We start from the raw sequence: 26,248 nt of genomic DNA, 5'->3' as shown, positions 1-26,248 counted from the left end.
GATACTAAGCGGAGTTACCGTTCGTAGTCGGGGTCGAACAGTTGCGCAGACATCGGACCGGGGTCTGTTCCCTCGACGACGGCGTACGAGGAGAAGTCCTCGACACCGGCGTCTTCCAGAATCTCTTCGTCGTAGAAGGCGTTGCCCGTGCAGTCCGTCGGGTCGCGGGAGAACAGTTCGGTCAGGGCGTCACACATAATCTGCGGGGTTCGCCAGTCTTCGGGCGTTCCCATCCCGAAGTGACGCGTCGCCTCTGACTCGATTGCCGCAACGGGCCAGAGTGCGTTCACGCCGATTTCGTCTCGTTCGAGTTCCTGTGCGAGCGACTGTGCGATGAAGGTCATCCCGTACTTCGAGAGCGCGTACGCAATCTTCCCGGGTGCGGGACGGGCAGGCATCGGTGGTGAGAACGTGACGACGTGTGCGTGGTCGCTCTCGCGGAGGTGTGGAAGCGCGGCGTGGGTCGTCGCGTACGCGCCGCGGGCGTTCACGTCCACGAGGAGGTCGAACCGCTTCGGTGGCGTGTTCTCGAAGTTCGCGATGTGAATCGCGCCCGCGTTGTTGACGACGAAGTCGATGCCGCCGAACGCGTCGACCGTCTCGTCTATCGCTGCCTGGACGGAGTCGTCGTCCCGAACGTCGAGTTGACACCAGATAGAGTTGCCACCGCGCTCACGAATCTCCTCAGTCGTCTCCACGATGGTTCCTGGGAGGTCGTCGCGCCCCTCGACGGTCTTGCCCGTCGAGACGACGTTCGCACCTCGGTCGGCCAGGTCGAGTGCGATTGCCTTCCCGATCCCTCGACTGGTTCCTGTGATGAAGGCCGTCCGCCCCTCGAAATCAACATCATCGAATGCCATAGAATCACATTGTCAAACGGCCACTTGATGGTTCGTACACGGGGAGTGCGTTCACCGACGTTTGCCCGGTCGGGTGTTCACTCGGAGTTCGCGGACAGTGCGTCCGGGACACCCCGTTCGCGGAGTCCGCCGGCACCGATTCTCTTTTGGGCGGTCCGCGTCCACACCGTACCGATGAAACTGCTCGTCGTCGGCGCCGGTGCGATGGGTCGCTGGTTCGGCAGGACGGTCGACGCTGACCTCGCGTTCGCAGATGCGAACCCAGAAGCAGCAGTCGCTGCGGCCGACGAACTCGGTGGCCGCGCCGTTCCACTGGACGGCGACGAGCAGTTCGACGTCGTCTGTCTGGCGGTTCCGATGAGTCTCGCGGCCGACGCCGTCGAAGCTAACGCCCACCGTGCAGAGAACGCGATGTGCGACGTAACGGGGTCGATGGCTGCCCCCGTGTCGGCGATGCGCGAACACCTCCCGGACCGCGAACGACTCAGTCTCCACCCGCTGTTCGCTCCACAGAACGCGCCGGGGAACGTCGCTGCCGTCGTCGACGAAGCGGGACCATTCAGTGACGACATCGTGACAGACCTCGCTGCCGCTGGCAACCACGTGTTCGAGACGACGCCGGACGAACACGATACGGCGATGGAGACGGTACAAGCGGCGGCCCACGCCGCGGTCCTCGCGTTCGGCCTCGCGGCCGACGACGTCCGCGACGAGTTCGCGACGCCCATCTCCGCCGCGCTCGACGAACTCGTCTCGTCGGTCTCGGGGGGGACACCCCGTGTGTACGGCGACATTCAGTCAGCCTTTGGCGACGGAACCGACCGCGTCGCTGACGCTGCACAGGAACTGGCGATGGCCGACCCCGAGGAGTTCGCCGCGCTCTACCGCACCGTCGCTCGCGGGCGGGACGAGACCGACAACCACGACCCTACCGAGCGATGAGAGAGGGTAGACGCGACCAACTCGTGCAGAGAGTGGCCCCGAGACGCTCTGCCGACATCTTCCAGATTTGACCTACGATGATAGATAGAGACGCTGTCCGCGACAACGCGAAGTACCTCAGAAACGTCCGCCCAATCGACCCCGAAGAGATTGCCGAGTACATCGACGGCGCGCCACACCCAGCAGTCGTCAAACAGACGCTCCGCGAGGAAGCCTACGACCTTGGCCTCTTCGAGCAGGACGACGGAACGTTCGTCCCGGCGAACGAAGACGACGTGACGCCACCGGGATGGTCGCCAACGCAGTTCCCCGGTGACTACTCGTTCGCCCTCGAAGACCTCCTCATCCAACGCTACGGCGCGAACTGGCACGTCGGCGACTCCGGCGACCGCCTCCGCCAGCGCGTCCGCCAGTTGAAAGAAGACTACTATCGCGGAAATCCCGTCGAGTACGACGACGACGCCGCACTCGGGTACGCCATCTACCACCTCCCGGACTACTACGCCGCCGTCGGCTACGTCCTCGACGATATCGCGGAAACCGGCCTGCTCTCACGTCGATTGCGTGTCCTCGACGTCGGTGCAGGAACCGGTGGCCCGGCCCTCGGCCTCCACGACTACCTCCCAGACGACTCACTCGTCGACTACCACGCGGTCGAACCGAGCGCCTCCGCCGACGTGCTCGAACGAATGCTCGGCGAGACGCGTCGGAACTTCCGAACGACCATCCACGACGAGACGGCAGAGGCGTTCGAGCCGGAGGGTGAGTACGACCTCGTCGTCTTCGCGAGCGTCCTGAGTGAACTCGACGACCCCACCGCAGTCGTCCGGAAGTACCTCGACGTCCTCGCCGACGACGGAGCCGTCGTCGCCATCGCACCCGCCGACCGGAACACGAGCATCGGTCTCCGAGAAGTCGAACGCGAGGTCACACCCGTCGACGGCGACGTGACGGTTTACTCGCCGACGCTGCGCCTCTGGGACGGCTATGCGCCCTCGGACCGGGGCTGGTCGTTCGACGTCAAACCGGACCTCGACGTACCGGGGTTCCAACGCCGGCTCGACGAGGGACGTGACGCCGAGGAGGACGAAGGAACGTTCGTCAACGTGGACGTGCAGTACTCCTACAGTATCCTCAGAACCGATGGGAAGCGTCGCCTCGGTATCCGTGCAAACGCGTCACGGTTCGCCAAGATGGCGGAGATGGACCTGCACGTCACGAACCGTATCGACCTCCTCGCGGTGAAACTGAGCCACAACCTCTCGGAGGGGGGCAACCACCTGTTCAAAATCGGTGACGGCAGTCAAGCAGTCGACCACTACGCCGTCCGAACCAATCCGACGGTCCTGAACGCCGACCTCGAAGACGCAGCGTACGGGGACGTACTGGCCTTCGAGAACGTCCTCGCGCTGTGGAACGACGACGAAGAAGCCTACAACCTCGTCGTCGACGGAGAGACGATCGTCGACAGAGTGGCGTAAGCGAGACGCCGAGCGCGGAAACTGGACTAGGTTCGACGGGTGGCTTTTTGCGCGCTCCCTCCGGAGTCCAAGACATGAGCGAACCCGCCATCCTCCTCACGAACGACGATGGTATCGAGAGTGTTGGATTCAAAGCACTCTACGATACCCTCTCAGAGTTCGCCGACGTGACTGCCGTCGCGCCAGCGACCGACCAGAGTGCAGTCGGCCGCAAGATGTCGACCGACGCCGTGGTCGCCGAACACGAACTCGGGTACGCACTGGAGGGAACGCCCGCCGACTGTACAGTCGCTGGGTTGGAAGCCCTCTGTCCCGACGTCGACATGGTCGTCTCCGGCATCAACAAAGGCGCCAACATCGGCGCGTACGTCCTCGGTCGGTCGGGAACCGTCAGCGCCGCCGTCGAAGCGGCGTTCTTCGACGTTCCTGCAATCGCTCTCTCGATGTACGTCCCACCGGGCGGCGACGTTCCGTGGCACGAGAAGGCGACTGACCCAGGCGACTACCGTGACGCGACGCGTGCGGCGTCCTACCTCGTCAAGCACGCCGAACCCGCAGGCGTGTTCGAGCAGTGTGATTACCTGAACGTCAACGCGCCGATGGCCGAGCCGAGCGGCGAACCTGCGGACATGGAAGTTACCTACCCCTCGGAGATGTACGACATGACCGCGAGTTACGACAACGGGACCGTGAGACTCCACGACCGTGTCTGGGAGCGGATGAGCACCGGTGACATTCCCGACCCCGAGGGGACCGACCGTCGCGCCGTCGTCGATGGCAAGATTTCGGTCTCGCCGCTAACTGCGCCGCACACGACACACCACCACGAAGCACTCGACGGGCTCACAGAGGCCTATCTCGACTGAGCCGCGTCGAACGATTTTCCCGACTCAGGCGGTTCGACTGTCGACCACGACTTTGTACGCAATTGCGACGAGTCCAGTGGCGACTGCGAGTCCTCCCGCGAGGAAGGCGAGCACTCCAGCGACGAACATCATCCCGAGCGTGTCGCTGTTGAACGCGAATCCAGCGACCGTCACGAGCAGCCATCCACCGAAGACGACCCCATAGAGTGCGACCATGCTGTCTTCGGTGGCGTAGCGGAGGGCAGCGCGAGCCGAGACCGTTTGCACGACACGCATGACAGACCACTGCCAAATATTCGTTTCGACCCGCAGACGACGCTCTCGAGCATCGCTTTCAAACTTCACTCTCAAACACCGCTCTCGAACGCCGTATCACACGTTTTGCAGCAGTGCAATGCTAACATATATCATTGTATCTATATTCTCCAGAGAGTCGTAGAGTCATATGGGTGTGGCATATGGCAGCAATTAGCAAACGGGCGAATGTAGAGATACTCGAAGACGCGTACGAGGCGTACAACGAGGGAGACCTGGAGACCGTCGTGTCCACGTTCGCAGACGATATCGAGTGGGTCGAACCGGAAGGTGGATTGGGCGGTGGAACGCACCGCGGCCCCGACGCCGTCTTGAACGACATCTTCATGCCAACGCTGGATGCGATGGACGAGGTCGCGGCCAAACCAGAGCGCTTCATCGATGGCGGAGACACAGTCGTCGTCGTGGGGAAGCTAACCGGGACAGCGAAAGGAACTGGCACCCGCCTTGCAGTCCCGTTCGCACACATCATCGACATGAAAGACGGCAAGATCAGCAAGTGCGTGAACAACACGGATACGGCGCTGTTCCAGCAGTTGTTCGAGGCATAAGGCGACTCACGGTGAGTCTGTCCGTGCTCCCGAACGGCGGTTTTTCGAGGAAGAGGTCGCGAGTTCTGTGAGAGCTATCGCCGAGGCCCGAACAGGCGAGGAGAACATTGAAACAGACCCCACGTGTCAGATTTCGCATGCCTGAAGCAGATGCTATCGAAGCCGCAGACGAACCGAACACGGTCTCGTCGCTCGCTTCGGATTTCCGTCGCCTCGGCATCGACGCCGGCGACACCCTCCTCGTCCACTCATCGTTGAGTTCGCTCGGCTGGGTCGTTGGCGGCCCACAGGCCGTCGTGGACGCGTTGCAGGCGGTACTCACCGACGACGGCACGCTCGTGATGCCCACTCACAGCGGCCAGTACACAGACCCAGCAGGGTGGGAGAATCCACCAGTTCCGGACGACTGGGTCGAGACGATTCGCGAGACGATGCCGCCGTTCCGGCCCGACGTGACGCCGACGCGCGGGATGGGTGCGATTCCTGAGTGCTTCCGAGCCTATCCCGGTGTGGTCCGGAGCGACCATCCGACGTTTTCCTTCGCCGCGTGGGGTGCAGGAGCAGACGAAGTCGTCGCCGACCACAGACTCGACGACGGCCTCGGCGAACAGTCGCCGCTCGCGCGAGTCTACGACCGCGATGGCCACGTGTTACTCCTCGGTGTCGGCCACGACCGCAACACCTCACTCCACCTCGCGGAGTACCGTGCTGACTTCGAGAAAGAACGCATCCAGTCGGCCGCTCCACTTCTCCGTGACGGTGAGCGAGTCGTCTTCGAGTACGACGATATCGACATCGACTCCGACGACTTCGAGCAACTCGGCGCAGACTTCGAATCGGAAGTCGGTCTCACCGAAGGGCCCGTCGGTGCGGGCACGGCGAAACTCGTGAACCAGCCGACGATAGTCGACTTCGCCGTCGACTGGTTCGAAGTACACCGATAGCACTCGACGATTGGTGGGGTGCCACTGTCGGTGGGGTCCCGATATAGTGAGATACCGCTGTAGGTGTGGGACCGCTGTACTGGTCTTCGAGGCCGCCACGTCAGCGCAAGACGAGAATCACTACACTGCACTCCACAGCGCGAGCACTCCGAACCCCGCGATGACGACTCCGGCGAGTTGGTTCACTCGGCGCATCACTGGCCGCGTGAATCGCGTTCTGAAGAGGCTCACACCGGTGCTCAAGACGAGCCACCAGAGTGCAGACCCCGTGAAGACGCCAGCAACGAGGACGGCAGCGTCGAGATAGTTTCCGGAGGTTCCGACGCCCAATCCGGCGAAGATGCCGACGAACGCCAGTATCGTCACGGGATTCGTTATCGTCAACAGGAACGTCGACCCGTAGTCGTGAGCGAGGCGCTCGGAGTCAGTCGTCGCCGCAGCAGTCTCCGCGGGTTCGGCCCGGAACGACTGCACCCCGAGGTACACCAAGAGCAGTCCACCAGCAACCCTGATTCCCGTCTGGTAGTCCAAGAGAATCGACGACAGCGCAGTGATACCGAACCCGGCGATAACTCCGTAAACGGCGTCTGCGGACGCCGCGCCGAGTCCGCTGACGAAGCCAGCGCGTCTCCCCCTCGAAAGCGTTCGCTGAATACAGAGGACGCCGATTGGGCCGACCGGTGCCGCGATCGAGACACCGAGAACGAGACCCTGCAACAGAACGTCGGTTGTCGTGGTTAATACGCGTCACCTCGTTGCGTCCCCCGACGAACCAGTGCGGTAAAACCGTTCTGTAGAGGTGCCACTCTCTGTGGGGTCGTCGTCGGAAAAATATCGGTGTCGGTTCTGTGCGACGGAGTTAGCTCAGGAGCGTCGCGTCGAGCGTAATCTCCGGGCCAGCCAGTGCCTTCGAGACCGGACAGGTCTCTTTGGCTTGCTGCGCAATCTCCTCGAAGGTGTCCTCGTCGATGTCTGGGATGTCGGCTTCCAGTGTCAGTTCGATTTGGGGAATCTCGAATCCACCACCGTCTGCGGGTCTGAGGTGGACATCTGCCACAGCGTGGAGTTCGGTTGCCGTATAGCCTTCTCCTTCGAGAAGCGCCGTCAGTTGCATGCAGAAACATCCAGAGTGTGCTGCGCCGATGACCTCTTCGGGGTTCGTCCCCGGTTCGTCCTCGAAGCGAGTCGGGAACGTGAACGTTCCTTCGACCTGTCCGCTCTCGGTGCTGAAGTCACCGCTCCCATCTTTTCCACCTTGCCACGTCGTTTCGGCTTGTCTTTTGACCATTCCACCCATAGTATGGAACTCCACCAGTATGGAAATACCGGCGGGAGCAGAGATGGTTCTCAGACGAACGTGACCGTGATGCTGTCGCCCACGAAACGAGGGCCGAACGCTGTCTCTCCCGAAAAAAGCCGTTTCACCGCGACTACGATGTCGGTGTGACGTTCTGGTTCATCCGGAACAGGTTCTCCGGGTCGTACGTCTTCTTGATTTCGACGAGTCGGTCGTAGTTCTCGCGGTACGCTGCTCGTTCTTCACCCACGTCTTCGGGGATGAAGTTGACGTAGACCCCACCAGTCGCGTGGGGTTTCATCGCCTCGTAGCACTCGCGTGCCCACGCGATGCACTCGTCGTCTTGGGCTGGGTCTTCCCAGCGAGTGTGGAGGTTCATCAGGAACTCGGCGTCGCGGTGGGGGTACGCTGTTTCCTCGACCGAGACGTGGTTGATTGCACCGCCGAGTTGGGCGACTGCAATCTCACTGAGCGGTGTCGGCATCGACGCCGCGTACTCGACGAACGTGTCTATCATGCCGTCGGTAATCTCTTCGAAGTTGTGTGACTTCCAGTAGTTTCGGGCACCGGGGCCGAGGAGTCCGTCGAACGCCTGTTGCCACCCTTCGTACGGGTGTGGTCCAATCACGTCGACGATGGGCGACCCAATCTCGCGTAACGGTTTGAGCGCCTCTTCGCCGTCGGACATCGAACCCGCGTAGAACGCCGCGAGGATGAGGACCATCTTTCCGTGCCACTCCTCAGGGATGAATTCGAGCGGCGGTGCGTGTCGGAAGACCATCCACGCGGTCACGTCGTCGGGAACAGTCGCAACGTATTCGCGGTACGCACGCAGGACGTCTGCGGCATCATCGAACGGGTGGACGATGAGTCCAGACAGCACCTCGGGTCCGACTGCGTGGAGGTCGAACTCGAACGAGGTGACGATACCGAAGTTGCCGCTGCCGCCGCGAACTGCCCAGAACAGGTCCTCGTTTTCGGACTCGCTGGCGTGTCGAAGTTCGCCGTCTGCAGTGACGATATCGACCGAGCGGAGGTTGTCCGCAGTCAGTCCATACTTCCGTGAGAGCCACCCGAACCCACCACCCAGCGTGAGTCCAGAGATACCAGTCGTCGAATTGTATCCGACCGGCGTCGCGAGGCCAAACGCCTGTGTTTCGTGGTCTAACTCGGAGAGAATCACGCCCGGTTCGACTCGTGCGGTCTTCGCCTCGGGGTCGACTCGCACCGACTTCATCGGTGAGAGGTCGATGACGAGGCCGTCGTCATTGATGGCGTTCCCGGCGATGTTGTGCCCCGCTCCTTTCACCGAGACGAGTAGGTCGTTCGTGCGCGCGAAGTCGACTGCAGCCCTCACGTCTGCAACACCTGCGCACTGTGCAATGAGCGCCGGACGGCGGTCGATCATCGCGTTCCAGATGTTTCGTGCTTCGTCGTAGCCTGCTTCTGTGGGTTGAAGCAACGTCCCACGGAACTGCGTTTCTAGTTCAGAGACTATACTGTCGTCAATCGGTGTGCTAGCAGTTGCCATAGCATCGCTAGTGCATTCGCCGTGTCAACCCAAATAAACCTACATTTTTAATCGTGATGGTCTGTGTGTCGGGAGTGTGACGTGGGAGAACAGGTCTGTAAAATGACCGCATCCGTCCAGTACTGGGCGTGTCTACATATCGTTGGAGTGAGACGAGGGGTGTATGAATCGAGGACAGCAGCCAAATACCCGCGCTGCGGGCGGGTGGCGGCGAGTCGGTCTCTTTCTCGTTCTCACGTTTGGGTGGTCCTGGGCGTTCTGGATTCCAGAGGCGATTGCGGCGGCAGGACTCGTTCAAACAGTTCCTGACCTTCCAGAACTGGGCGCGTTTGGGCCAACTGTCGCTGCGTTCGTCATCGTCGTCTACACTGGCGGGCTTTCGGGCGCTCGACGCCTCGCGAGGCGTGCAATCCAACTCGACTACCCGAACCGATGGCTCGTCTTCACGGTGCTCTTTACTCCCGCGATAATCGCCGTCTCACTCGGTGTTGCATTCGTCACTGGAACGACGCCGTCGTTTCCGTGGGCGGGAAACCTGGTCGTGCTCCCAATCGCGTTCGTGGTCGTCCTCCTGCTCGGCGGACCGATTCAAGAAGAGTTCGGGTGGCGCGGCGTCCTCCTCGATTCACTCCAGAACCGACTCGGTGCGCTCTGGAGTGGTGTCGTCGTCGGACTGGTCTGGGCTGTGTGGCATCTGCCCCTGTTCTACATCCCGAGCGAGACGATTTACTACCGGAATCCGTTCGTCGGGTTCGCCGTCTCGATTACACTCCTGTCTGTCCTCATGACGTGGGTGTACAACAACACGAACGGGAGTCTCTTGCCGGCGCTCCTCTTTCACGCGTCGTTCAACTGGTCGCAGGTGATGTTCCCCGTCCTCGACTCCGACCCGGCGAGTCTCGCGTTCGTCGTGCTTCTCGCGGTGAGTACGATTGCTGTCGTGGGCTACTCGGGAGCGAAGACGTTGGTTCGTGGTGGGGGTGAACCACCGACAGCAGCCCGATAGCGTAGCTACCGATTCTGCCGCTGCTCAGCCTTGTTTATCTCGATGAGCAACCGGAAGATTGCCTTCACGAGGTTCGAATCCACTTCGAAGTGGTCGGCGTTCTCACCGGCGCGTTCCATCACGCGCTCTTCTTGGGACTCGTCTGTCGTCGGCAGGTTCTGTTCGGCTTTGACCTGCGCAACCGCGTCGGCGACGTAGGTTCGCCGCGCGATGAGTTCGACGATGCCGCGGTCGATGTCTTCGATTTCCTCGCGGAGTTCGTCGAGAGTCATGTCCTGAATCGATTCGGTTTCGTCTGCAGTGTCGTCTGTCATAGGATTCGTGCTCCGTCTGTTCGGGTGGTGGTCAGTCGTGTCTCGCCGTCGCGGGCGTCCCACCGTCGCTTGACCGCTTCGAGGTCGTCACGGTCGCCGACTGCGACGACGCTCGGCCCGGTTCCAGAGAGCGAGACGCCGTCGGCGATGGGCATCGCTTCGACGGCAGGGTCGGTCGGGAAGTCCAGCGCGGCCGAGAAGGCGAGGCCGTTGACAGTCATGGCTTCGGCGTAGCGTCCTTCGAGGGCGAGTTCGGCGACGAGGTTGGCCATCGACGCGACGTCTTCACACCGAGAGACGTCGGCGTCGGCGCTGTAGGCGCGTTCCGGCGGCGTCCACACGAGAACGTCCCAGTCGACTTCGTCGCGGACGACGAGTTCGTCTTCTGTGTTGTCGGTGACGACGACCCCACCGAGCATCGAGGCGGCGGCGTCGTCGAACGCTCCGGTGACAGTGACGCCCACTTCACGGGCCGCGCGGACACCGAGTCGGCAGGCGTCGATACGGGAGATGTCGTCGTCCGGTGCGGGGCCGACCGAAGCACCGACTGCGTCGAGTGCGGCGAGAATCGTCGCGTTTGCGGCAGCGCTGGAACTCTTGAGGCCAGCGGCCATCGGCACGTCGCTTTCCGTCTCGACAGCCCCGGCTTCGCCGTCACCGAACTCCTCGACGACGAGTTCGACGCAGCGCTCGATGAGTCGCGTGTCGGCGTCTGGTGCCTCCGCGATGGTCCCGCGAACGCGGTCCGATTCGTCTAACTCGACCGTCGCGGTGGTCTCTGCGTCGATAGCGAACGCGGAGCCAGTGCCCGTCGCGAGGGCGTTCAAGACAGTTCCCGCTCCGAGGGCGGTGGCTCGGCCGTGCATACCTCTACCGAAACGAGCGGAGAGAAAGAAGTGGCGGTCGGTGCCATATCAACCGGTGTTGGCTGGTGGTCTCTCTGCCGACTCCGAGTCAGTTGCGGGCGGCACATCGCCACCAGTTCGATGGGCGGTATCGCGTTCCTTTTCACCGTTCCGGCGTTATCGCGTGGTATGAGCGCCCGGAACGATATCGCCCCGAGTACCCTCGGCATCGAACTCCACGACTACGGCGTCGAAGTGGAGTACATCGACAATCGGTCGACAGTCTACCGAGGCGTCCCCGAGGCAACCACGGGCACGCTGAACACGCCGCCCGGAAAGGAAGTCCACGTCCTCGTCACCGACCCGACCGAGACGGAAGGTGTGATGATGTACGTAAACGACCTCAAGACGCACGACGACGTGCTCGAATCGAGCGGTGTCGGCCGCGTCATCCTCGCCGAAGGCGAAGAAGAAGAACTGTTCCCCGGCGTCGTCGTCCGTCGCCTTCCCGGCCACCGATTCGAAATCGAGGCGGAGCCAGACGTCGCTCGTGGCCGTGTGTTCGTCTTCGTCGAAGACGATTGGAGCGAGAACGCCTACGAGTTCGTCTCTGAGTGATGCTCCGGAAACGATGGGAGCCACTGGAGAAGCAGACGATTGGGAAGGCGCCAGAAGCCTACGGCTACTACGAACTCGGTGACGCAGATGGCGAACTCGTCGGCCGCGGCGTGGGCGTCCTCCGTGACGAGTTGAAAGAAGTACTCGCCTACGGCGATGGCGAGCGCGTCCGATGGGAGCGAGCGACGTCCCTCGAACACGCAGAGCGAATCGCCGCCGAACACGACCCCGAGTAGTCTCCCCACAGCAGACTCCCACGTCCTCCCGTGGGCGACTTACTGCAGGTACGACGGGCTATCCGTGTCGCAGTTCTCTTCGTGTGCTTTTGCGTCGACTTCGACGTCGAACAGCATCCCGCACTCTTCACACTGGAACCACGTCTCACCGTCTTTTTTCGTCGTGGTCACCATGTGTAGAGCTATCACACGAGTCCGGAAAACGGTTACCCCGGGCGAACCCTCAAGGCTCGTGGTGCCGAAACCACTGCTATGACCGAAGACGGGGTGACACTCGTGGTCCGCGCCGCTGAAAAACGCGACGCGGGTCGCGGCATCGCCCGCCTCCCGGAGACTGCACGCCGGGAACTCAGCGTGTTGAGCGGCGAGACAGTGGTCATCGAAGGGACTCGCGAGACAGTCGCGAAGATGTGGCCTGCTCGCCCCGGCGCCGACGCCGGCGAGATTCTCGTCGATGCCGACACGCGAGCGAACGCTGGCGTGAAAATCGGGGACACCGTCCGCGTCCAGAAGATAGACGTCGACGACGCCACGGCGGTGACACTCGCCGGGCCCAGCGCGTTCGAGCGAACTAGCGTTAGCCGCGAGACCATCGAAGAGGTGGTGAAATCCGAGATTCGGAATCGGCCCCTACGGGCAGGTGACCGCGTTCGTGTCGAGCGCCTCGGCGGTGCCGCCCTCGTCGTGAGCGAGACCAAACCGAGCGGTGTCGTTCGCGTCACCGACGCCACGAAGGTCTCTGTGACCGCGACAGAGTCGAAAGGTGCGAGTGAGGCAGTTCGAGATGCCGTGAAGAGTATGACGGGCAGCGATGGTGAGGGGAGCCAGGGGCGCGCGACGGGCGTGACCTACGAAGACATCGGTGGCCTCGACAACGAACTCGACCTCGTCCGGGAGATGATAGAACTCCCACTTTCGGAACCGGAGGTATTCGCTCACCTCGGCATCGAACCGCCGAAAGGCGTGCTCCTCCATGGCCCGCCGGGGACCGGAAAGACGCTCATCGCGAAAGCCGTCGCCAACGAAGTCGACGCGACGTTCATCACGATTTCGGGGCCCGAAGTGCTCTCGAAGTACAAAGGCGAGTCCGAAGAGAAACTCCGAGAGGTGTTCAAAGAGGCTCGCGAGCGCTCGCCGAGCATCATCTTCTTCGACGAAATCGACTCGATTGCGTCGAAACGTGACGACGCGGGAGACGTCGAAAATCGCATCGTCGGACAACTTCTCTCGCTCATGGACGGCCTCGACGCCCGTGGAGACGTGGTCGTCATCGGCGCGACGAACCGCGTCGATAGCCTCGACCCGGCGCTCCGCCGCGGTGGACGATTCGACCGCGAGATAGAGATTGGCGTCCCGAACGTGGCCGGCCGACGTGAGATTCTCGACGTGCACACCCGCCAGATGCCGCTGGCAGACGACGTCGACATCGACCGACTCGCCTCGCGGACACACGGATTCGTCGGTGCTGACCTCGAATCGCTGGCGAAAGAGGCAGCCATGACTGCACTTCGTCGCTCCCGTCGGTCCGGTGACGGCGTTTCGGTCGCCGACCTGACGGTGACGCGGGGCGACTTCGAGTCGGCGATGGCGTCGGTCGAACCCTCTGCGATGCGTGAGTACGTCGCCGAACAACCGACGAAGGGCTTCGAGGCCGTCGGCGGCCTCGACGACGTGAAACGGACGCTCGAACGCGCCGTCACGTGGCCGTTGACCTACGCACCACTCTTCGAAGCGGCAGCGACGGACCCGCCGACAGGCCTCCTCCTCTACGGCCCACCGGGAACAGGAAAGACGCTCCTCGCCCGCGCGATTGCGGCCGAAAGCGAGGTCAACTTCATCCACGTCGCAGGGCCGGAACTCCTCGACCGCTACGTCGGCGAGTCTGAGAAGTCCGTCCGCGAGGTGTTCGACCGTGCCCGACAGGCCGCGCCGAGCATCCTCTTCTTCGACGAGATAGACGCGCTCGCGACGAACCGAGACTCGATGGGGTCTGACTCCGGCGTCACCGAACGCGTGGTCTCGCAACTCCTGACCGAGATGGACAACGCCGCGGACAACCCGAACCTCGTCGTCCTCGCGGCGACGAACCGGCGTGACGCCCTCGACCCGGCGCTCCTCCGCCCCGGGCGACTGGAGACACACGTCGAAGTTCCTGCACCCGACATCGAGGCGCGTCGGGCGATTCTCGACGTTCACGTCCGAGACAAGCCCCTCAGTTCCGATGTCGACCTGAACGACGTGGCCGCTCACATGGACGGCTACACTGGCGCAGACGTCGCCGCAGTCTGCCGGGAGGCCGCACTCAGGGCCATCCAAGATGTCGCCGACGCCTACGAAGGGACGACTGCAAACGAGCACGCAGACGAGATTCGCATCACACGCGACCACTTCAACGCGGCGCTCGGGTCGGTCTCACCGACGCTCTCCTGACAGCGAAAACTATCTTCTCTGCCGACCAATCACGTGTCATGTTCACATGCAACAGTGGTGTGTCATGAACGCCGCGTGGCGACGAAAAGTCCGACGCGAGTTGAATGCGCTCACTGGCGGTCCGCTCTCTGCGGGGTGGTGGTTCACGAAGGCGGGACTCAGAGTGGCGTTCGCCGAGGTCATCTTCATGTTCCTCGTGCTGATGAACAACGATTCGGCAGCGGTGATGGCGGTCAACGCCGGACAGGCGTCGGTTTTCTCACTCGTCGTCCTCGTCCTGACGACGCCTTCCTATCTCGTCATCGCGGCCATCGTGTTCGTCGTCGCGTTGTTGCTCCCGTTCCTTCCCCGACGGAACGAGGCGACGAATCGGTGGGAATAGGGCGAGTACAACCCCGAAAGTTAGCGGATTCGTGCCCTGTAGTAACTCGATTTGGTGGTGGGATAGTGAACGTGCTCTACGTCCAGACCCGCAGCACCTGCGGCCGTTCTGAGGCGGTCCGGTGAGAGCAGGAGAAATTCGAGGTCAGGTCCTCGCAAGCCACCGTATTCGACGTGGAACGTCCGACGAGCGAGTCCGGGCCGTGGGTCAGGTCTGTACCCAAAAAACTCGTCGGGGACGATTCGCGTCGGGTCGTACGAGTCGACGACGAGTTCTCCTTTCGACGTCGTACACGAATCCAGCGACACCAACAGGTCGGCGAGGTGCTCGAGAGTGGAGACGAGTCCGGTCTGTGTCCCATTTGCGAGAACTGTCTCGAACTGGCTCGTACAGAGACTGCGTTCGAACATATCCCCGACGAACACCGTCTCGACGCCCCGTTCCCGTGCCGTACGAACTGCGTTCGGACTCACGTCGAAGGCAACCACGTCACCGCGTTCCTGGACGGCGAGCGCGTGTTGACCCGCGCCACAGCCGACATCTAGCATGGGAGTCCGCAGTGAGCCGACGAACTCCCACTTCTCGTCAGGCCAGCGCTCCTGTGGGACCAGATAGTGTTCGTAGATGTGGGCGTCGCCAACGTCGTCCCCGTCACGGTAGACACACTGCGCGCGAACGCATCCGCGCATCCGGTCGAGCATCGCCTGTCCGAGCGCATCGTCGGGCATGACGACGTACAATTCGTGAGAATGTCAAAAAAGTGTGATGAGCTAGTTGGTAGCGATGAGCAATCTAGTCGAGTCGCTCCAACTCTCCGTAGAGTTCCCGGTTCATCACGTCGGCGACGAAGAGGCGGATTCGTTTGCGTAGCTCTGCTTCGTCGTCGTACGTCTCCACGCGGAGGTCCCAGCGCGCTCGTGCCGCACGAATCATCTCACTCGTGACCGAGGCTTCGTGGACGAAGACGATTCGGTCGCCGTGCGTCTCAGAGAGGCGTTCGAGGACCGACCCTGCTTCTTCGCCGACGCCGAAGTTGTGCCCGAGGAAGGGGAGGACGAACACGGTTGCGTTGCTCGCCCGCGCGAAGGCGATGCTCTGTGTCGCGGCGTCGACTTCGTCGGTGTCGATATCCACATCGACGGCGAGGAACGCGTTCACGCCCGGGTCGGCACGCAGTGACCCTTGGAGTCTGCGAAGGAGGGCGAGCGCGTCGTCGATGTCGTCGCGTGCGGCGAACAACCGCCGAATCGGCCCCGGAAGGTCCTCGATGTCGATGTCTCTCAGTTCCTGCTCCGAGAGGACGTAGTTCAGGTTGAACGATTTGTAGGGACCCATCACGTAGACGAGAAACCGGTCGTAGGTGGTGCGTCCGAGCGACGCTCGAATGTCGTCTCGTGTGATGGAGTCGCGCATGTGAGGCCGTACTGACCGAACACATATATAAAAAACGGCCTTTTCAGTGATGTTCGACTCAAGAACTGTTAAGTCGAGTTACCGCATCTATCGAACTGAGATGGCGACGAACTCACCGGTCGACTCGGACGGACTGCCCGAAGACCCCGCCGAGTTACTGCCGTCGACGAGCGTCCTCACGCTGGACGAGTACCTCGACATGCAGGCGGCACTCGGTGATAGAACTCGATTTACCCTCCTGTACCGGTTGGTCCATTTCGGCGAGCGAAGTCCGAAAGAGCTGGAAGACGCCCTCGACGTGCGGGCGAACACGCTCCACTACCACCTCCGGAAACTCGTCGACGTCGGCCTCGTGGAGAAGCGAAAACGAACTCGCGCTGACGAAGACGGGTTGTTCGCCTACTACCGCGCGACGTCGCTCGGGGCGGACATCCTCGAATACGGCGTCGAGGAACTCATTCGACGAGAGCGTGACTACCGCGACGCTTACTCGTCGGAGTGAGACGGGCAGGCGGCACCGACCGCGTCGAAGAGACGACGCCCACTGACACGTCGCCTGCCGGAGGCGCCGCCTATTTGGTAGTTGGTCACACACCGGACACTGATGTCAAATCTGCTCCCCGAGGAAGCACAGCAAAAGCTGATTTCGACGTGTCGAACGGCCGCTGGTGACAGTCTGCGGTCGCTGACGTACTTCAACCGATTCGACTACCTGCAAGTGTACCTCCGCGGCGACCTCGAACAGGAGGCCGACCTGAACTCGTTCATCGGAAACGAGTGGCACGACTTCAAGATGACACAGGATGCCTATCGCGGGTCCGAACTCGGCGACTATCAGTACACCATCCGCGTGTTCGAAAACGGCTACCTCGTCCGCATCACGGTCGAAGACATGGGCGTGTTCGTCACGACGGACGGCATCACGATGCAGGACTTCGAGGCGCTCAGAACCGCCGTAACGGCGATTCTCGACGAGTGGGCGGTCGCAGAGTAATCGGTCTCAGAATCAGTCCCAGAACGATTGCGTCCGGGCGTACTCTCGCTCCCGTTCGAGAATATCGCGGTAGAAGTCGTCTTCGTCTTCACGGAGTTTGTTGATGATGCGTGCCGCGTTGTGCGGGCCGACGCCCCGCGCTGCGAGGGCGATGACTGCTTTCTTGCCGTGGGCCTGCACCAGACTCGCCGAGCGATACGCGCGTTTCGTGAGTCGCTCTTGTTCTTCGTCCTTCTCCGGGGCACGAACCGCCTTCACCGTCTCTTCGTCCCACGGGTTCAGCGCGGCGATTCGCGTCGCCCCACACTGCGGACACTCCGGTGGGTCCCTGACGCGCTCGACCTTCGTCTTCCGCGTCCACTCCTTACAGTGGAGACACGCGAGCAACACCCGGTCGTTCTGAATCCGGTCCCGAATCGTCTGGATGACGCTCGCGTCGGCGTTCTCTGGGACGAGCAGGTCGGTTCCCGACCCGCGGCCACCGGTCCCGATTGGCGTCGGTTCACGGGCGACGACGAGTTCTACGTCGCCCTCGTGGACTCGCCGGAGGAGTTCGACCGTCTCCTCGACGGCGAGATCGGTGTGGAACACCTCTCTGACGGCCTCGTCGTACACTGGCGTGTCTTCGAGCGCGGCGAGCAGTCGGTCACCGCCGAAGCGACCCTTCCCCTGCCAGCGTTTGAGCGCCCCGAACTTCGCGGCGACCTGCGCGAGCGTGAACTTCAGCGAGTCGGAGCGCTTGAGCGCCAGTTCGAGGAGTGCCTCGACGTGCGCTGGGTCCGTCTCACGAAGGACCTCGGCGAACGTCGTCGGACTCACCTTCCCCGGCACGTCGAACTCGACGCGGTACGGGTCGACTTCCATCCCGACCGACGACCCGGTTCGCTGGCCGATGAGCGCCGAGAGGAGTCGGCCGAGCGTCTCGTTCACCCGGTGGCCGTAACAGGAGTTCAGCGTCACCTTTCGCGGTGAGCCTTCGAGGACGAGGCGAGTGGCGGTCGGAATCGGCGCATCTGCCTCGACCTGTCGTTCGATGGGGCCGAGCGCAGTCGACACGGTTGCCGCGTCAGTCGGATACCGCTGTGCGATGTCGCGGGCGACGCTGTCTCGGTCTGCCCCGGATTCGAACTGCGGTGCTGCCACGTCACGGAGTTCTCCCACCTCGCCGGCGACCGGTGCGGGGACTGGAATCTCGGACCCGACCCACGACGGCACCTCGCCGCCGGGGTCTTCGATTGGCGAGACGTTCACTCGTGCTTCCTCGTCGTCGACGTCGTTGACGCGCCACATCTCACCACGTTGGATGAAGGTCGCGCCCGGCGAGGCGAAGTTGAGGACGAACTTCTCGTCGAGCGTCCCGATTTGCCGCCGTGAGGAGATGTCGTGGACGTCGTACGTCTCCTCGTCAGGAATCATCGAGAGGTTCGCATAGAAGTACTGCCACGTCCCACTCGACTTCTCTAAGAGGTCCTTGTCTTCGTCTAACCAGAGCAATCGATTCTGTGAGAGTTCGCGGACGACGGCGCGGAAGTCGTCTTCAGAGAGGTCACGGAACGGGTACGCCCGAGTGACGATTTCGTAGGTTCGCCGGGCAGAGACGTCGCCGTAGTCCATGACGACGCCGACGATTTGGTTGGCGACGGTGTCGAGACTGCCGTGGTGTACGCGGGCGGGTTCGACCGCCCCTGACTCCGCCCGCCGGGCGATAGCGAGGGCCTCCATCGTGTCGTCGGGGTGGTCAGTGATGATGGTCCCACGGGAGACGACGCCGAGTCGGTGCCCAGCGCGGCCGACTCGCTGGAGGAGTCGGGAGACTTCACGGGGACTGTTGTATTGGACGACGTGGTCGACGCGGCCCACGTCGATGCCGAGTTCCATCGACGACGTACAGATGAGCGCGTCCAACTCACCGCTTTTGAACCGGTCTTCGACGTCGATACGGACGTCTTTCGAGAGCGACCCGTGGTGGACTTCGATGGGATCGTCGAGCGCCTTGAACCGCGACCCGAGTGCTTCCGCAGTCTGCCGGGTGTTGACGAAGACGAGCACCGATTCGTGGCTTTGGACGATGTCGCGTATCGTCCGGACGTGACTCGCGATCTCGGGGTCGGTCGCGAGACGGCCTGCGAGGCGTTCGTCTTCCTTCGTCACCTCGGGACGGACCACGTCGAACTCCACGCGGTTGTCCACGTCGACTTCGATGATTTCGAAGTCGCGGTCCCCGGTGAGGAACTTCCCCACTTCGGCGGGCGACCCAACAGTTGCCGAGAGACCGATTCGCTGGAAGGGTCCCGCGAGTTCCCGAAGACGCTCTAATCCGATGGTCAACTGCGCCCCGCGTTTGGCCGAGGCCAGTTCGTGAACCTCGTCGACGACGACGTGATGCACGTCGGAGAGGGCCTTCCGCAACTTCTTCCCCGTGAGCATCGCCTGCAACGTCTCGGGCGTCGTCACCAGCACGTCCGGCGGGTCGTTCGCCTGCTTCTGTCGCTGGTACTGTGTGGTGTCGCCGTGTCGAACGTCGATATCGATATCGAGTACCGCTCCCCACCAGTCGAGCCGCTCGCGCATGTCGCGGTTCAGCGCCCGAAGCGGCGTGATGTAGAGTGCAGAGATACCGAACCGGTCCTCGGCCTCACTGATGGCCGAGAAAACAGGCAACATCGCCGTCTCCGTCTTTCCGGTTCCGGTCGGTGCGATGATGAGCCCGTTTTTTCCATCGGCCAGCGGTGGAATCGCCCGACGCTGTGGCTCTGTCGGTGTCGTGAATCCACGTTCCGAGAGCGCCGCACGGACGGGTGACGAGAGCGTCGTAAACGCGTCCATCCCAGCGGCGGCCTCGCCGTCTGACATCGCCCGAGGTTACCGTTCGAGGTGATTAAGCACACCGCTCGGGGCGGGGGTGACCGGAAATCGTGTGCGGAGGTTCGTGAGGGTAGTGAGTCTACACCCGCCGATAGTCACCCAACCGCGTCCCGTCCAACAGGTACGCCTCACCATCGACGAGTCCATCCGGCAGAAACGGTGAGAGGAATCCCTGACCGGGGACGTTGACCCACGTCCCACCGGAGGTGTTGTTGAACGCCGGAAACATCACGAACTCCGGGTCGTGCCACTCCAGTTCGGAAACGTCTACGTCGAAGTGTTCCGCGAACACGTCCGGGACGAGCGACCCGCGGAGCCAGACGCGCTCTTTTCGCGCCCCGCCGACTTCGTCTTCGAGTCTGACCGCCGGGTGTTCGTGCGCCGAACAGACCACGTCGGCGGCGAGGACGTCCCGAGAGGGCCACGTGTGGCCGTGACAGAATCCGACGTCGCCGAGTCTGACACCAGACCGGTCTGTCACCTCGACTCGGTCGTCAAAAAAGTCCGCGAGGCCGCCGTCGTGGTTGCCGGGGACGAGCGTTATCTCGGCCCGGTCGGTAACGGTCTCCACGAAGTCGGTCAACTCCTCGGCTTCCGCACCCTTCGGCTCGCCGATGCGGTGGCCTAAGTCACCGAGGACGACGAGGCGGTCTGCACCTGTTCGGTCGAGAAGTGAGCAGAGTCGCTCGCGACGAACCGCGGCGTTCGACGGGAGTTCGACCCCGCGCTCGTACCGCAGTCCAGCCTCGATACCGGCGTGGTAGTCGGCGATGACGAGCGACCGCTCTGGGAATCCGCGGCGAGTGGTCTGCGCGACGGCAGCGGGTTCGCCGGGAATCGGTTCGACGAGCGGGCCGGACACGGCCTCAGATGGCCTTCAGCACGTCGTCTTGCGGTTCGTAGCAGCGACCACCGAGGAGCGCGTCCTGAATGGCGTCTTCGACCGAGCCGGGGTCGACGCCGTACTCGTCGACGACGGCGGCGACGACGTCGTCGTGTGCCGCACCGTCGCCGTCGTCGATGTCTTCCATCGCTTCGACGACTGCCACTTCGAGGTTGACGTCTTCAGCGGGCGTGTCGTCATCGGACTCGGGTTCCGCGTCGGTCGGTTCGGACTCGGTCTCGACGGGCTCGGAAACGGGTTCAGGGTCTGCTGCCGGTTCAGGTTCGTCTTCCACCTGCTCGGAGAGTTCTTCGACGTCGGGGACGTCGATGTCCGCCTCGCCGGCGGGGTCGACGTCCGACCCACTCGTGAACTCCGTGCCGAACTCGGATTCGATTTCGGCGCGCTCGTCGTCGTCGAGTTCGTACATCGCCGACGGGTCGGTTGCTTCGGTCGCCGAGTCTGCAGTCGTGTCGTCGACCGACTCCGTGTCAGCCGCTGCCTCAGCAGTCGAGTCTTCCGTCTCAGACACTGGGTCGGTCTCCACGTCGGCCTCCTCGATGTCTGGGAGGTCGTCGTCGAAGTCACCCAACTCGTCGAGTGAAGGTTCGTCGAGGGGGTCGTCGTCTGCGACGACGTCGTCTTCGAAGTCGCCGAGCGAACCGCCCGTCGACGACGTGTCCGAGGGTTCAGACTCGGGTTCGGGGTCTGGCGTGGCAGAGGCTGCGTCCGGTTCGGTGGACACGGATTCCGTCTCGGCCGTCACGGGTTCCGAGTCAGCAGTGGTCTCGGACACAGGTTCTGCTTCCGCCGTCCCAGCGGTCGTCGCTTCAGCAGCGACGGGTTCGGCATCCGCTTCGATTTCGGCGGCTTCGGAGGCCTCGGCTTCGGAGGCCTCGGCTTCGGCTTCTACAGAGTCCGCCGTCTCGGGTTCGGCCTCGACGGAGTCTGCTGTCTCAGGCTCCGCCGTTTCAGACTCTGCTTCGACAGATTCGGACACCGCTGCGTCGTCCGATTCTTCGGCTGCTGTCACCGTTTCTTCGGGAGCAGGACCGATGTCGACGCTGTCGGCCGGCAGAAGGTCGAGTTCGGGCAGGGACCCGAGCGTCACGTCGCCCTCGTCGCCCGGCGACACTGCGAGGTCTTCGACCTGGTCGCGTTCGCCCGCAACCAGTTCCAATGCCTCGACGGCGAGCGTTCGGACTGCTTCGAGGTACGCACGGGTCGTCCCGTAGTGGTCGATTGCCCGTGGGATACCCGCTGCGAGCGTCGATTCGACGCCTCGTGCTTCGAGGACGCGGCGAAGTTCGTCACCGCGCTGCGGCATCGAGAGTGCTTCGTCGAACACCGCGATGCGTTCGAGCGTCGCCTCGGCCGTCGAGACCAGCCATCGGTCCCGCACGTCGGCGTCGATGGTGTTGATGCTCTCCGGGCGAATCGACGTGTAGACGACGTCGGAGTCGTCCGGTTGGTACGTCCGGGCCTTCCCTGCGAGTGCGACGAACGCCGGCGGCGTCGCCTGGTCTAAGAACGCCATCGGGTCGGGTTGATACTGCCCGGCGTAGGTGACGAACGCGCCCGTCGGGTCGGCGATACGACCGCGGAGCACCTCGTCGTTGACATGCTCGACTTCGGTGAGCGCGCCCGCGACGAACGTCCGGTTGAGGCGCGCACCCGTCGGCGTGACGACGTAGTTCGGTGCGCGCTCTTCGTCACTCTCGGAGTACGAAAGCGACGCGTCGTCGAACTCGGCGGCGAAGACGCGGTAGGCGACTTCGCGCGTTCCAACGACTGGTGAGGAACTCATGCACCCACCTCCGTGAGGATGGCCATCGCACGGTCGGCCGGGTCGTCGTCAGACTCTTCGAACTCGTCGGCTTCGAGGTTCGCACCGTACTCGTCCACCGAGAGGTTCCCACGAACGCGGTACTCGCGGCCGACGAGTTTCGACGCGATTTCGTCGGCGACGACTTCCTTGTCCATCGCGTCGCGGGCGGCAGCCATCGCATCTTCCATCGTTCCGCCGTAGACCTCGGTCGTGAGGTCGTGGTCGAGGATGGCCGTCAGCGTGCCGGTGCCGTCGTCGAGAATCGCTTTCACGCGCATGTCGTCTTCACCGTCGACCTCGCCGTGCTGTCGGCACTGGCCGTTCTGGATGACACGGCCACAGTCGGGACAGCGTTCGATGAGGCCGGACCCATCGCGAACTTCGAGGACGTTGCCGAGGACTTCCACGTCGAACATGCCGCCGGCGTCGACGGCCTCGCCAATCTTGAGGCGTGGCGCGGAGTCGGTCACTTCGACCGGTTCGTCGAGCGTTTCGAGCGTCGTGAACTCAGAGAGGTTGACCTGCGGAACGCCGCGGAACTCACGGACGTACACGTCCGAGAGACGGAGGCTGGCGCCCTCTTTCACGTCCGGTCGAGGCTTCCAGTCGGTGAACGGGAGACGGCCCGTCTCGTCGGCGAGGACGCCGGAGAGAATCGTCGTCTCGCCGTTGCGACCACTGATGGTCCGCGACTCGACTTCGAGGACGCGCACGTCGACGACGCGGCCACGGTCACCGGCCTGTAGGTCGATGAGGTTGGCTTCGCCGCCGATTCGGTCGTCGTAGGGCGTCTCGACCGTCTCTTTCTCGACGCCGACCGTCGAGGCCGCGCCGATGTTGAGTTCGGGATTGCCGTCCCACTCGCGGACACCGGCGTTCCCGATGACGACCGAGTCGCCGGGTTCGAAGCCGAAGTCCTGCCACGCCGTGTAGGAGATGACACCGGATTCGTCGGCGAGTTCACCTTCGCGGATGGTCTGTTCGTCACCCTGGTAGACGATAGACCGCGTACCGACGGTGAGCACACGAACCGTCACCGAGACGTTCCCGTCGTTCGGGCCGATGTCGCCGATGCGTTTCGTCAACGGGGCGGCGTCGCTCGCGGAGGAGCTTCCACCGTGTTTTCGGCGGACGCTCTGTTTGGCTTCGTCCAGTGGGACGCTGTACTGCAAGAGGTTCTGCAGGTCTGCTTTGACCTCCTCTTTGTCGACACCGAGGGCGGAGGCAAGCTCCTCGGCATGGTGGTCGATATCCATCGGTCAGCCATTCGCCCCCTTTGGATAAAAAGGATTGCCGGTGTCTGGGGTGGCCCCCACCGCCGGCGTGTCGATGTGGGCGAATCACTAAGTGTTCGGGTGTCAGTTGGAGACGTATGACGAACGACGAAACACCCGAGACTGACGAAGACGTCTCCTTTTCTGTGACCATCGAAGACGGGTGGACGACCATCCTGATGGAGGGCGACAAAGACACCGCAGTCGTCGTCCGTTCGGAGTCGGGCGAGCGAATCTACCTCCCGCCAGAAGACTTCGCGTCTGCCGCCTCGAACGACAGCCCGTATCAGCGCTCGGATAGCCCGTATCAGTCGTCGTACGACTCGCCGTACCAGTCGGTCCAGAACGACGACTCACCGTACCAGTCTGCGCGCGGGACGATGCCCCGCGAAGGGATGGTTCCGACCCGAACTGGCTACCGAATTCGACATCCCGAACCGGTGACGGACCTCCGTCTCCTTCGGTAACGAGTCGACCAAAACCACCGAGCGCGACGCTCGGTCTTACGCGTCTTTGTCTTCGAGAACCTGGTGGTAGAACTCGACTGTCTCGTCGACGACGCGGTCCCACGTGTACGGTTCGTACTCGGGTTCGCCGTCGAGCGACAGGCCGTATTCGATACCGTCGGCGATCGACCGAGAGTCCGGTTCGACCTCGATGACACAGTCTTCTGGGAGGACCTCCGCCGCGCCGCTCTCGGTGGCGACGACGCGCGTGCCGACCGAGAGTGCTTCCACGATGGTGATGCCGAACGGTTCAGAGAGCGACGGTGAGACGAAGAGGTCCGCAGCGGAGTAGTAGTCGCCGAGTTCCTCTTCGGGGATGTAGCCCGCCCACTCGATTCTGTCTTCGACGCCGAGGAGTTCGGCGAACCGCTTGAGCTGGTCGGTGAGGTGGCCCGACCCGCCCATGACGAGCGTCACGTCGTCGCGGTCGAGTTTCTCCAGTGCGTAGACGAGATGAGAGATTCCTTTCTGGTCGGTGTGTCGGCCGACGAAAAAGAGCATCTTTCCGTCGATGCCGAGTTCGTCTTTGATGTCACGTCCCGTCGTCTCGACCTCCGAAAACCCGTTGTAGATGACGTGGCAGTCGCCGCCGTACTCATCTTTGACCTTTCCGGCGAGGAGCTTGCTCACTGCGAGCAGGTGGTCACACCGCTCGGCGATTCGGCGTTCGGTCTCGACTTCGCGCTGCGGTGGGTCGATGTTGCGGTCCGACGACAGCGAGTGGAACGTCGTCACCCACTCGACGTCCTCGTTGTTCGACTGTGCGCGAGAGCCCGGACCGTAGCCGAACCAGTCGTGCGTGTGGACGATGTCGGCGTCTGCGGCCCGTTCGGCGAACGTCGTCCCCAGTCGACCGATTCGCGTGATGATGTCACCTTCGCCCGTCGGGACGCCGGTGATACCCTCGCGGTCGGGGGCGTACTCCGCGGGTAAGACGAGTTCGATATCTACGTCGTCTCGGTCTTCGAGTCGCTCGAACATCTCGCCGACGTGTGTGTCGAGTCCACCACTGACGTTCGGCGGGAAGCCCCAGCCTAACATGAGGACCTTAGGTTTCATTGATGCCACAATCTACCACACAACCCTATTTAATTCCTGTCCGACAGCTACGACACCGACACGTCACCGAAAGGCGTTTTCACCACCCCACCGACCCTCGGGTATGCACGTCCACGTGAACGCTGCCACGAGTGCCGACGGAAAACTGTCGTCACGCCGCCGCGAGCAGGTGAAGATTAGCGGCAGCGACGACTTCGCTCGCGTGGACGAGGTTCGAGCGGCTTCAGATGCGGTGCTCGTCGGTGTCGGCACCGTTCTCGCCGACGACCCACACCTCACGCTCGATGATTCCTCACTCATCGATGCACGCGAGTCGCGGGGAGAGTCACCCCATCCCGCCAGAGTCGTCGCCGACTCGCGTGCCCGGACACCGACCGACGCGCGAATTCTCGACGACGAAGCGACGACGTACGTGCTCGTCTCCGAGGACGCGCCCGAAACACGTTGCGAGAGCCTCGAAGCTGCCGGCGCAGCCGTCGTGGTCGCGGGCGAGGAGCGTGTCTCGTTCCCAGCGGCGTTCGACGCGCTCGAATCGCACGGCGTGGAGCGACTGATGGTCGAAGGCGGTGGGGAAGTTATCTTCTCACTGTTCGCGGCCGAGCTCGTCGACGAGCTCACGCTCTACGTCGGGTCGATGATTATCGGTGGCCGCGACGCGCCGACGCTCGCCGATGGGGAGGGATTCGTCGAAGAGTTCCCCCGACTGTCACTCCAGTCGGTCGAACGAGTCGACGACGGCGTTCTCCTGACGTACACCTGTTGAAACGGGCGAGGAAGAAGGATTAGCGCACAATTTCGCGGTCGTGCG

Annotated in this window: 29 protein-coding genes; 14 read left to right on the top strand and 15 right to left on the bottom strand. The window is 62.9% G+C overall.

The window, feature by feature from the left end:
* Window positions 1-14 precede the first annotated feature (14 nt).
* Window positions 15-860 (bottom strand): SDR family oxidoreductase, encoded by an 846-nt coding sequence (locus tag GJR98_RS11475; protein ID WP_151138577.1) that lies wholly within the window; start codon window positions 858-860, stop codon window positions 15-17.
* 174 nt (window positions 861-1,034) lie between these two features.
* Here GJR98_RS11475 and GJR98_RS11470 point away from each other — a divergent pair, with 174 nt between their 5' ends.
* The 3 genes from GJR98_RS11470 to surE all read left to right on the top strand — a co-directional run bounded on the left by GJR98_RS11470 (window position 1,035) and on the right by surE (window position 4,149).
* Window positions 1,035-1,802: a prephenate dehydrogenase/arogenate dehydrogenase family protein gene (locus GJR98_RS11470; protein ID WP_151138575.1), complete on the top strand. Its 768-nt coding sequence runs from the start codon at window positions 1,035-1,037 to the stop codon at window positions 1,800-1,802.
* Between the two features lie 77 nt (window positions 1,803-1,879).
* Window positions 1,880-3,283 (top strand): small ribosomal subunit Rsm22 family protein, encoded by a 1,404-nt coding sequence (locus GJR98_RS11465; protein ID WP_151138573.1) that lies wholly within the window; start codon window positions 1,880-1,882, stop codon window positions 3,281-3,283.
* A 74-nt stretch (window positions 3,284-3,357) separates the two neighbouring features.
* Complete coding sequence (gene surE / locus GJR98_RS11460; RefSeq protein ID WP_151138571.1) at window positions 3,358-4,149, top strand: 5'/3'-nucleotidase SurE; 792 nt, start codon at window positions 3,358-3,360, stop codon at window positions 4,147-4,149.
* A gap of 24 nt (window positions 4,150-4,173) precedes the next feature.
* Here surE and GJR98_RS11455 read toward each other — a convergent pair whose 3' ends face one another.
* Complete coding sequence (locus GJR98_RS11455; protein WP_154269734.1) at window positions 4,174-4,425, bottom strand: hypothetical protein; 252 nt, start codon at window positions 4,423-4,425, stop codon at window positions 4,174-4,176.
* A 182-nt stretch (window positions 4,426-4,607) separates the two neighbouring features.
* Here GJR98_RS11455 and GJR98_RS11450 point away from each other — a divergent pair, with 182 nt between their 5' ends.
* Both GJR98_RS11450 and GJR98_RS11445 read left to right on the top strand, forming a co-directional pair.
* Entirely contained in the window at window positions 4,608-5,015 is a 408-nt protein-coding gene (locus GJR98_RS11450; RefSeq protein WP_151138566.1) for a nuclear transport factor 2 family protein, read from the top strand.
* 137 nt (window positions 5,016-5,152) lie between these two features.
* Complete coding sequence (locus GJR98_RS11445) at window positions 5,153-5,959, top strand: aminoglycoside N(3)-acetyltransferase (RefSeq protein ID WP_151138564.1); 807 nt, start codon at window positions 5,153-5,155, stop codon at window positions 5,957-5,959.
* A gap of 120 nt (window positions 5,960-6,079) precedes the next feature.
* Here GJR98_RS11445 and GJR98_RS11440 read toward each other — a convergent pair whose 3' ends face one another.
* The 3 genes from GJR98_RS11440 to GJR98_RS11430 form a co-directional block, all read right to left on the bottom strand.
* The gene (locus GJR98_RS11440; protein WP_225316397.1) at window positions 6,080-6,676 is read right to left on the bottom strand and encodes a LysE family translocator; all 597 of its coding nucleotides are present in this window, start codon (window positions 6,674-6,676) and stop codon (window positions 6,080-6,082) included.
* Between the two features lie 142 nt (window positions 6,677-6,818).
* Entirely contained in the window at window positions 6,819-7,247 is a 429-nt protein-coding gene (locus GJR98_RS11435; RefSeq protein WP_151139435.1) for an OsmC family protein, read from the bottom strand.
* Between the two features lie 142 nt (window positions 7,248-7,389).
* A complete protein-coding gene (locus GJR98_RS11430; protein WP_151138560.1) occupies window positions 7,390-8,787 on the bottom strand; it encodes an FAD-binding oxidoreductase in 1,398 nt (465 codons plus the stop codon).
* Between the two features lie 163 nt (window positions 8,788-8,950).
* Here GJR98_RS11430 and GJR98_RS11425 point away from each other — a divergent pair, with 163 nt between their 5' ends.
* Complete coding sequence (locus GJR98_RS11425; protein ID WP_151138558.1) at window positions 8,951-9,793, top strand: CPBP family intramembrane glutamic endopeptidase; 843 nt, start codon at window positions 8,951-8,953, stop codon at window positions 9,791-9,793.
* A 5-nt stretch (window positions 9,794-9,798) separates the two neighbouring features.
* On the opposite strand, the gene GJR98_RS11420 is transcribed toward GJR98_RS11425, so the two are convergent.
* A complete protein-coding gene (locus GJR98_RS11420) occupies window positions 9,799-10,107 on the bottom strand; it encodes a chorismate mutase (protein WP_151138556.1) in 309 nt (102 codons plus the stop codon).
* Window positions 10,104-10,973, bottom strand: a complete 870-nt coding sequence (locus tag GJR98_RS11415; RefSeq protein WP_151138554.1) for a shikimate kinase — start codon at window positions 10,971-10,973, stop codon at window positions 10,104-10,106. Before GJR98_RS11415 ends, GJR98_RS11420 begins: the two co-directional genes overlap by 4 nt.
* Before the next feature lie 168 nt (window positions 10,974-11,141).
* Between GJR98_RS11415 and GJR98_RS11410 the strand changes: the two genes are divergently transcribed.
* Both GJR98_RS11410 and GJR98_RS11405 read left to right on the top strand, forming a co-directional pair.
* On the top strand, window positions 11,142-11,570 hold the full coding sequence (locus GJR98_RS11410) for a DUF5796 family protein (RefSeq protein ID WP_151138552.1): 429 nt from the start codon (window positions 11,142-11,144) through the stop codon (window positions 11,568-11,570).
* Window positions 11,570-11,806, top strand: a complete 237-nt coding sequence (locus tag GJR98_RS11405) for a DUF7508 domain-containing protein (RefSeq protein WP_151138550.1) — start codon at window positions 11,570-11,572, stop codon at window positions 11,804-11,806. The genes GJR98_RS11410 and GJR98_RS11405 overlap by 1 nt, the downstream gene beginning before the upstream one ends.
* A gap of 39 nt (window positions 11,807-11,845) precedes the next feature.
* Here the strand turns inward: GJR98_RS11405 and GJR98_RS17840 are convergent, their stop codons facing one another.
* Window positions 11,846-11,980, bottom strand: a complete 135-nt coding sequence (locus GJR98_RS17840; protein WP_255518429.1) for a DUF7128 family protein — start codon at window positions 11,978-11,980, stop codon at window positions 11,846-11,848.
* A 78-nt stretch (window positions 11,981-12,058) separates the two neighbouring features.
* Between GJR98_RS17840 and GJR98_RS11400 the strand changes: the two genes are divergently transcribed.
* Window positions 12,059-14,236: a CDC48 family AAA ATPase gene (locus GJR98_RS11400; RefSeq protein WP_151138548.1), complete on the top strand. Its 2,178-nt coding sequence runs from the start codon at window positions 12,059-12,061 to the stop codon at window positions 14,234-14,236.
* A 64-nt stretch (window positions 14,237-14,300) separates the two neighbouring features.
* Window positions 14,301-14,618: a hypothetical protein gene (locus tag GJR98_RS11395; RefSeq protein ID WP_151139434.1), complete on the top strand. Its 318-nt coding sequence runs from the start codon at window positions 14,301-14,303 to the stop codon at window positions 14,616-14,618.
* Between the two features lie 20 nt (window positions 14,619-14,638).
* Here GJR98_RS11395 and GJR98_RS11390 read toward each other — a convergent pair whose 3' ends face one another.
* Together GJR98_RS11390 and GJR98_RS11385 are read right to left on the bottom strand one after the other, a co-directional pair.
* Entirely contained in the window at window positions 14,639-15,346 is a 708-nt protein-coding gene (locus GJR98_RS11390; RefSeq protein ID WP_151138545.1) for a class I SAM-dependent methyltransferase, read from the bottom strand.
* Window positions 15,347-15,410: 64 nt separating this feature from the next.
* Complete coding sequence (locus GJR98_RS11385) at window positions 15,411-16,031, bottom strand: DUF7509 family protein (RefSeq protein ID WP_151138543.1); 621 nt, start codon at window positions 16,029-16,031, stop codon at window positions 15,411-15,413.
* A gap of 100 nt (window positions 16,032-16,131) precedes the next feature.
* Here GJR98_RS11385 and GJR98_RS11380 point away from each other — a divergent pair, with 100 nt between their 5' ends.
* Together GJR98_RS11380 and GJR98_RS11375 are read left to right on the top strand one after the other, a co-directional pair.
* A complete protein-coding gene (locus tag GJR98_RS11380; RefSeq protein WP_151138541.1) occupies window positions 16,132-16,533 on the top strand; it encodes an ArsR/SmtB family transcription factor in 402 nt (133 codons plus the stop codon).
* Window positions 16,534-16,635: 102 nt separating this feature from the next.
* Window positions 16,636-17,025, top strand: coding sequence for a DUF7522 family protein (locus tag GJR98_RS11375; protein ID WP_151138539.1), 390 nt, complete (start codon window positions 16,636-16,638; stop codon window positions 17,023-17,025).
* A gap of 12 nt (window positions 17,026-17,037) precedes the next feature.
* Here GJR98_RS11375 and GJR98_RS11370 read toward each other — a convergent pair whose 3' ends face one another.
* The 4 genes from GJR98_RS11370 to GJR98_RS11355 form a co-directional block, all read right to left on the bottom strand.
* Window positions 17,038-19,878 (bottom strand): DEAD/DEAH box helicase, encoded by a 2,841-nt coding sequence (locus tag GJR98_RS11370; RefSeq protein WP_151138537.1) that lies wholly within the window; start codon window positions 19,876-19,878, stop codon window positions 17,038-17,040.
* A 91-nt stretch (window positions 19,879-19,969) separates the two neighbouring features.
* On the bottom strand, window positions 19,970-20,752 hold the full coding sequence (locus tag GJR98_RS11365) for a metallophosphoesterase (protein WP_151138535.1): 783 nt from the start codon (window positions 20,750-20,752) through the stop codon (window positions 19,970-19,972).
* A gap of 4 nt (window positions 20,753-20,756) precedes the next feature.
* Complete coding sequence (locus GJR98_RS11360; protein ID WP_151138533.1) at window positions 20,757-22,580, bottom strand: rpa-associated protein; 1,824 nt, start codon at window positions 22,578-22,580, stop codon at window positions 20,757-20,759.
* Window positions 22,577-23,857 carry a Single-stranded DNA binding protein gene (locus GJR98_RS11355; protein ID WP_151138531.1) on the bottom strand — a complete coding sequence of 427 codons (1,281 nt, stop codon included), beginning with the start codon at window positions 23,855-23,857 and terminating at the stop codon, window positions 22,577-22,579. The genes GJR98_RS11360 and GJR98_RS11355 overlap by 4 nt, the downstream gene beginning before the upstream one ends.
* Window positions 23,858-23,973: 116 nt before the next feature.
* On the opposite strand from GJR98_RS11355, the gene GJR98_RS11350 reads away from it, so the two are divergent.
* Window positions 23,974-24,342: a DUF7510 family protein gene (locus tag GJR98_RS11350; protein ID WP_151138529.1), complete on the top strand. Its 369-nt coding sequence runs from the start codon at window positions 23,974-23,976 to the stop codon at window positions 24,340-24,342.
* A 36-nt stretch (window positions 24,343-24,378) separates the two neighbouring features.
* On the opposite strand, the gene GJR98_RS11345 is transcribed toward GJR98_RS11350, so the two are convergent.
* Window positions 24,379-25,422: a glycosyltransferase family 4 protein gene (locus tag GJR98_RS11345; protein WP_151139433.1), complete on the bottom strand. Its 1,044-nt coding sequence runs from the start codon at window positions 25,420-25,422 to the stop codon at window positions 24,379-24,381.
* Between the two features lie 121 nt (window positions 25,423-25,543).
* On the opposite strand from GJR98_RS11345, the gene GJR98_RS11340 reads away from it, so the two are divergent.
* On the top strand, window positions 25,544-26,203 hold the full coding sequence (locus tag GJR98_RS11340) for a 2,5-diamino-6-(ribosylamino)-4(3H)-pyrimidinone 5'-phosphate reductase (RefSeq protein WP_151138527.1): 660 nt from the start codon (window positions 25,544-25,546) through the stop codon (window positions 26,201-26,203).
* The last annotated feature ends 45 nt before the right edge of the window (window positions 26,204-26,248 follow it).

The organism is Haloferax marinisediminis (genome assembly GCF_009674585.1).
GTDB lineage: Archaea > Halobacteriota > Halobacteria > Halobacteriales > Haloferacaceae > Haloferax > Haloferax marinisediminis.
Note: the sequence above shows the minus strand (reverse complement) of the source record. Positions and strands in the feature narration are given on the sequence as shown.

Excerpts from the sequence above, each read along its gene's own strand:
- GJR98_RS17840 (WP_255518429.1), bottom strand. The coding sequence starts at position 11,980 with ATGGTGACCACGACGAAAAAAGACGGTGAGACGTGGTTCCAGTGTGAA.
- GJR98_RS11455 (WP_154269734.1), bottom strand. The coding sequence starts at position 4,425 with ATGCGTGTCGTGCAAACGGTCTCGGCTCGCGCTGCCCTCCGCTACGCC.
- GJR98_RS11420 (WP_151138556.1), bottom strand. The coding sequence starts at position 10,107 with ATGACAGACGACACTGCAGACGAAACCGAATCGATTCAGGACATGACT.
- GJR98_RS11410 (WP_151138552.1), top strand. The coding sequence starts at position 11,142 with ATGAGCGCCCGGAACGATATCGCCCCGAGTACCCTCGGCATCGAACTC.
- GJR98_RS11370 (WP_151138537.1), bottom strand. The coding sequence starts at position 19,878 with ATGTCAGACGGCGAGGCCGCCGCTGGGATGGACGCGTTTACGACGCTC.
- GJR98_RS11375 (WP_151138539.1), top strand. The coding sequence starts at position 16,636 with ATGTCAAATCTGCTCCCCGAGGAAGCACAGCAAAAGCTGATTTCGACG.
- GJR98_RS11405 (WP_151138550.1), top strand. The coding sequence starts at position 11,570 with ATGCTCCGGAAACGATGGGAGCCACTGGAGAAGCAGACGATTGGGAAG.
- surE (WP_151138571.1), top strand. The coding sequence starts at position 3,358 with ATGAGCGAACCCGCCATCCTCCTCACGAACGACGATGGTATCGAGAGT.
- GJR98_RS11395 (WP_151139434.1), top strand. The coding sequence starts at position 14,301 with ATGAACGCCGCGTGGCGACGAAAAGTCCGACGCGAGTTGAATGCGCTC.
- GJR98_RS11345 (WP_151139433.1), bottom strand. The coding sequence starts at position 25,422 with ATGTTAGGCTGGGGCTTCCCGCCGAACGTCAGTGGTGGACTCGACACA.
- GJR98_RS11380 (WP_151138541.1), top strand. The coding sequence starts at position 16,132 with ATGGCGACGAACTCACCGGTCGACTCGGACGGACTGCCCGAAGACCCC.
- GJR98_RS11465 (WP_151138573.1), top strand. The coding sequence starts at position 1,880 with ATGATAGATAGAGACGCTGTCCGCGACAACGCGAAGTACCTCAGAAAC.
- GJR98_RS11425 (WP_151138558.1), top strand. The coding sequence starts at position 8,951 with ATGAATCGAGGACAGCAGCCAAATACCCGCGCTGCGGGCGGGTGGCGG.
- GJR98_RS11350 (WP_151138529.1), top strand. The coding sequence starts at position 23,974 with ATGACGAACGACGAAACACCCGAGACTGACGAAGACGTCTCCTTTTCT.
- GJR98_RS11385 (WP_151138543.1), bottom strand. The coding sequence starts at position 16,031 with ATGCGCGACTCCATCACACGAGACGACATTCGAGCGTCGCTCGGACGC.
- GJR98_RS11340 (WP_151138527.1), top strand. The coding sequence starts at position 25,544 with ATGCACGTCCACGTGAACGCTGCCACGAGTGCCGACGGAAAACTGTCG.
- GJR98_RS11415 (WP_151138554.1), bottom strand. The coding sequence starts at position 10,973 with ATGCACGGCCGAGCCACCGCCCTCGGAGCGGGAACTGTCTTGAACGCC.
- GJR98_RS11475 (WP_151138577.1), bottom strand. The coding sequence starts at position 860 with ATGGCATTCGATGATGTTGATTTCGAGGGGCGGACGGCCTTCATCACA.
- GJR98_RS11435 (WP_151139435.1), bottom strand. The coding sequence starts at position 7,247 with ATGGTCAAAAGACAAGCCGAAACGACGTGGCAAGGTGGAAAAGATGGG.
- GJR98_RS11360 (WP_151138533.1), bottom strand. The coding sequence starts at position 22,580 with ATGAGTTCCTCACCAGTCGTTGGAACGCGCGAAGTCGCCTACCGCGTC.
- GJR98_RS11355 (WP_151138531.1), bottom strand. The coding sequence starts at position 23,857 with ATGGATATCGACCACCATGCCGAGGAGCTTGCCTCCGCCCTCGGTGTC.
- GJR98_RS11445 (WP_151138564.1), top strand. The coding sequence starts at position 5,153 with ATGCCTGAAGCAGATGCTATCGAAGCCGCAGACGAACCGAACACGGTC.
- GJR98_RS11470 (WP_151138575.1), top strand. The coding sequence starts at position 1,035 with ATGAAACTGCTCGTCGTCGGCGCCGGTGCGATGGGTCGCTGGTTCGGC.
- GJR98_RS11400 (WP_151138548.1), top strand. The coding sequence starts at position 12,059 with ATGACCGAAGACGGGGTGACACTCGTGGTCCGCGCCGCTGAAAAACGC.
- GJR98_RS11390 (WP_151138545.1), bottom strand. The coding sequence starts at position 15,346 with ATGCCCGACGATGCGCTCGGACAGGCGATGCTCGACCGGATGCGCGGA.
- GJR98_RS11430 (WP_151138560.1), bottom strand. The coding sequence starts at position 8,787 with ATGGCAACTGCTAGCACACCGATTGACGACAGTATAGTCTCTGAACTA.
- GJR98_RS11450 (WP_151138566.1), top strand. The coding sequence starts at position 4,608 with ATGGCAGCAATTAGCAAACGGGCGAATGTAGAGATACTCGAAGACGCG.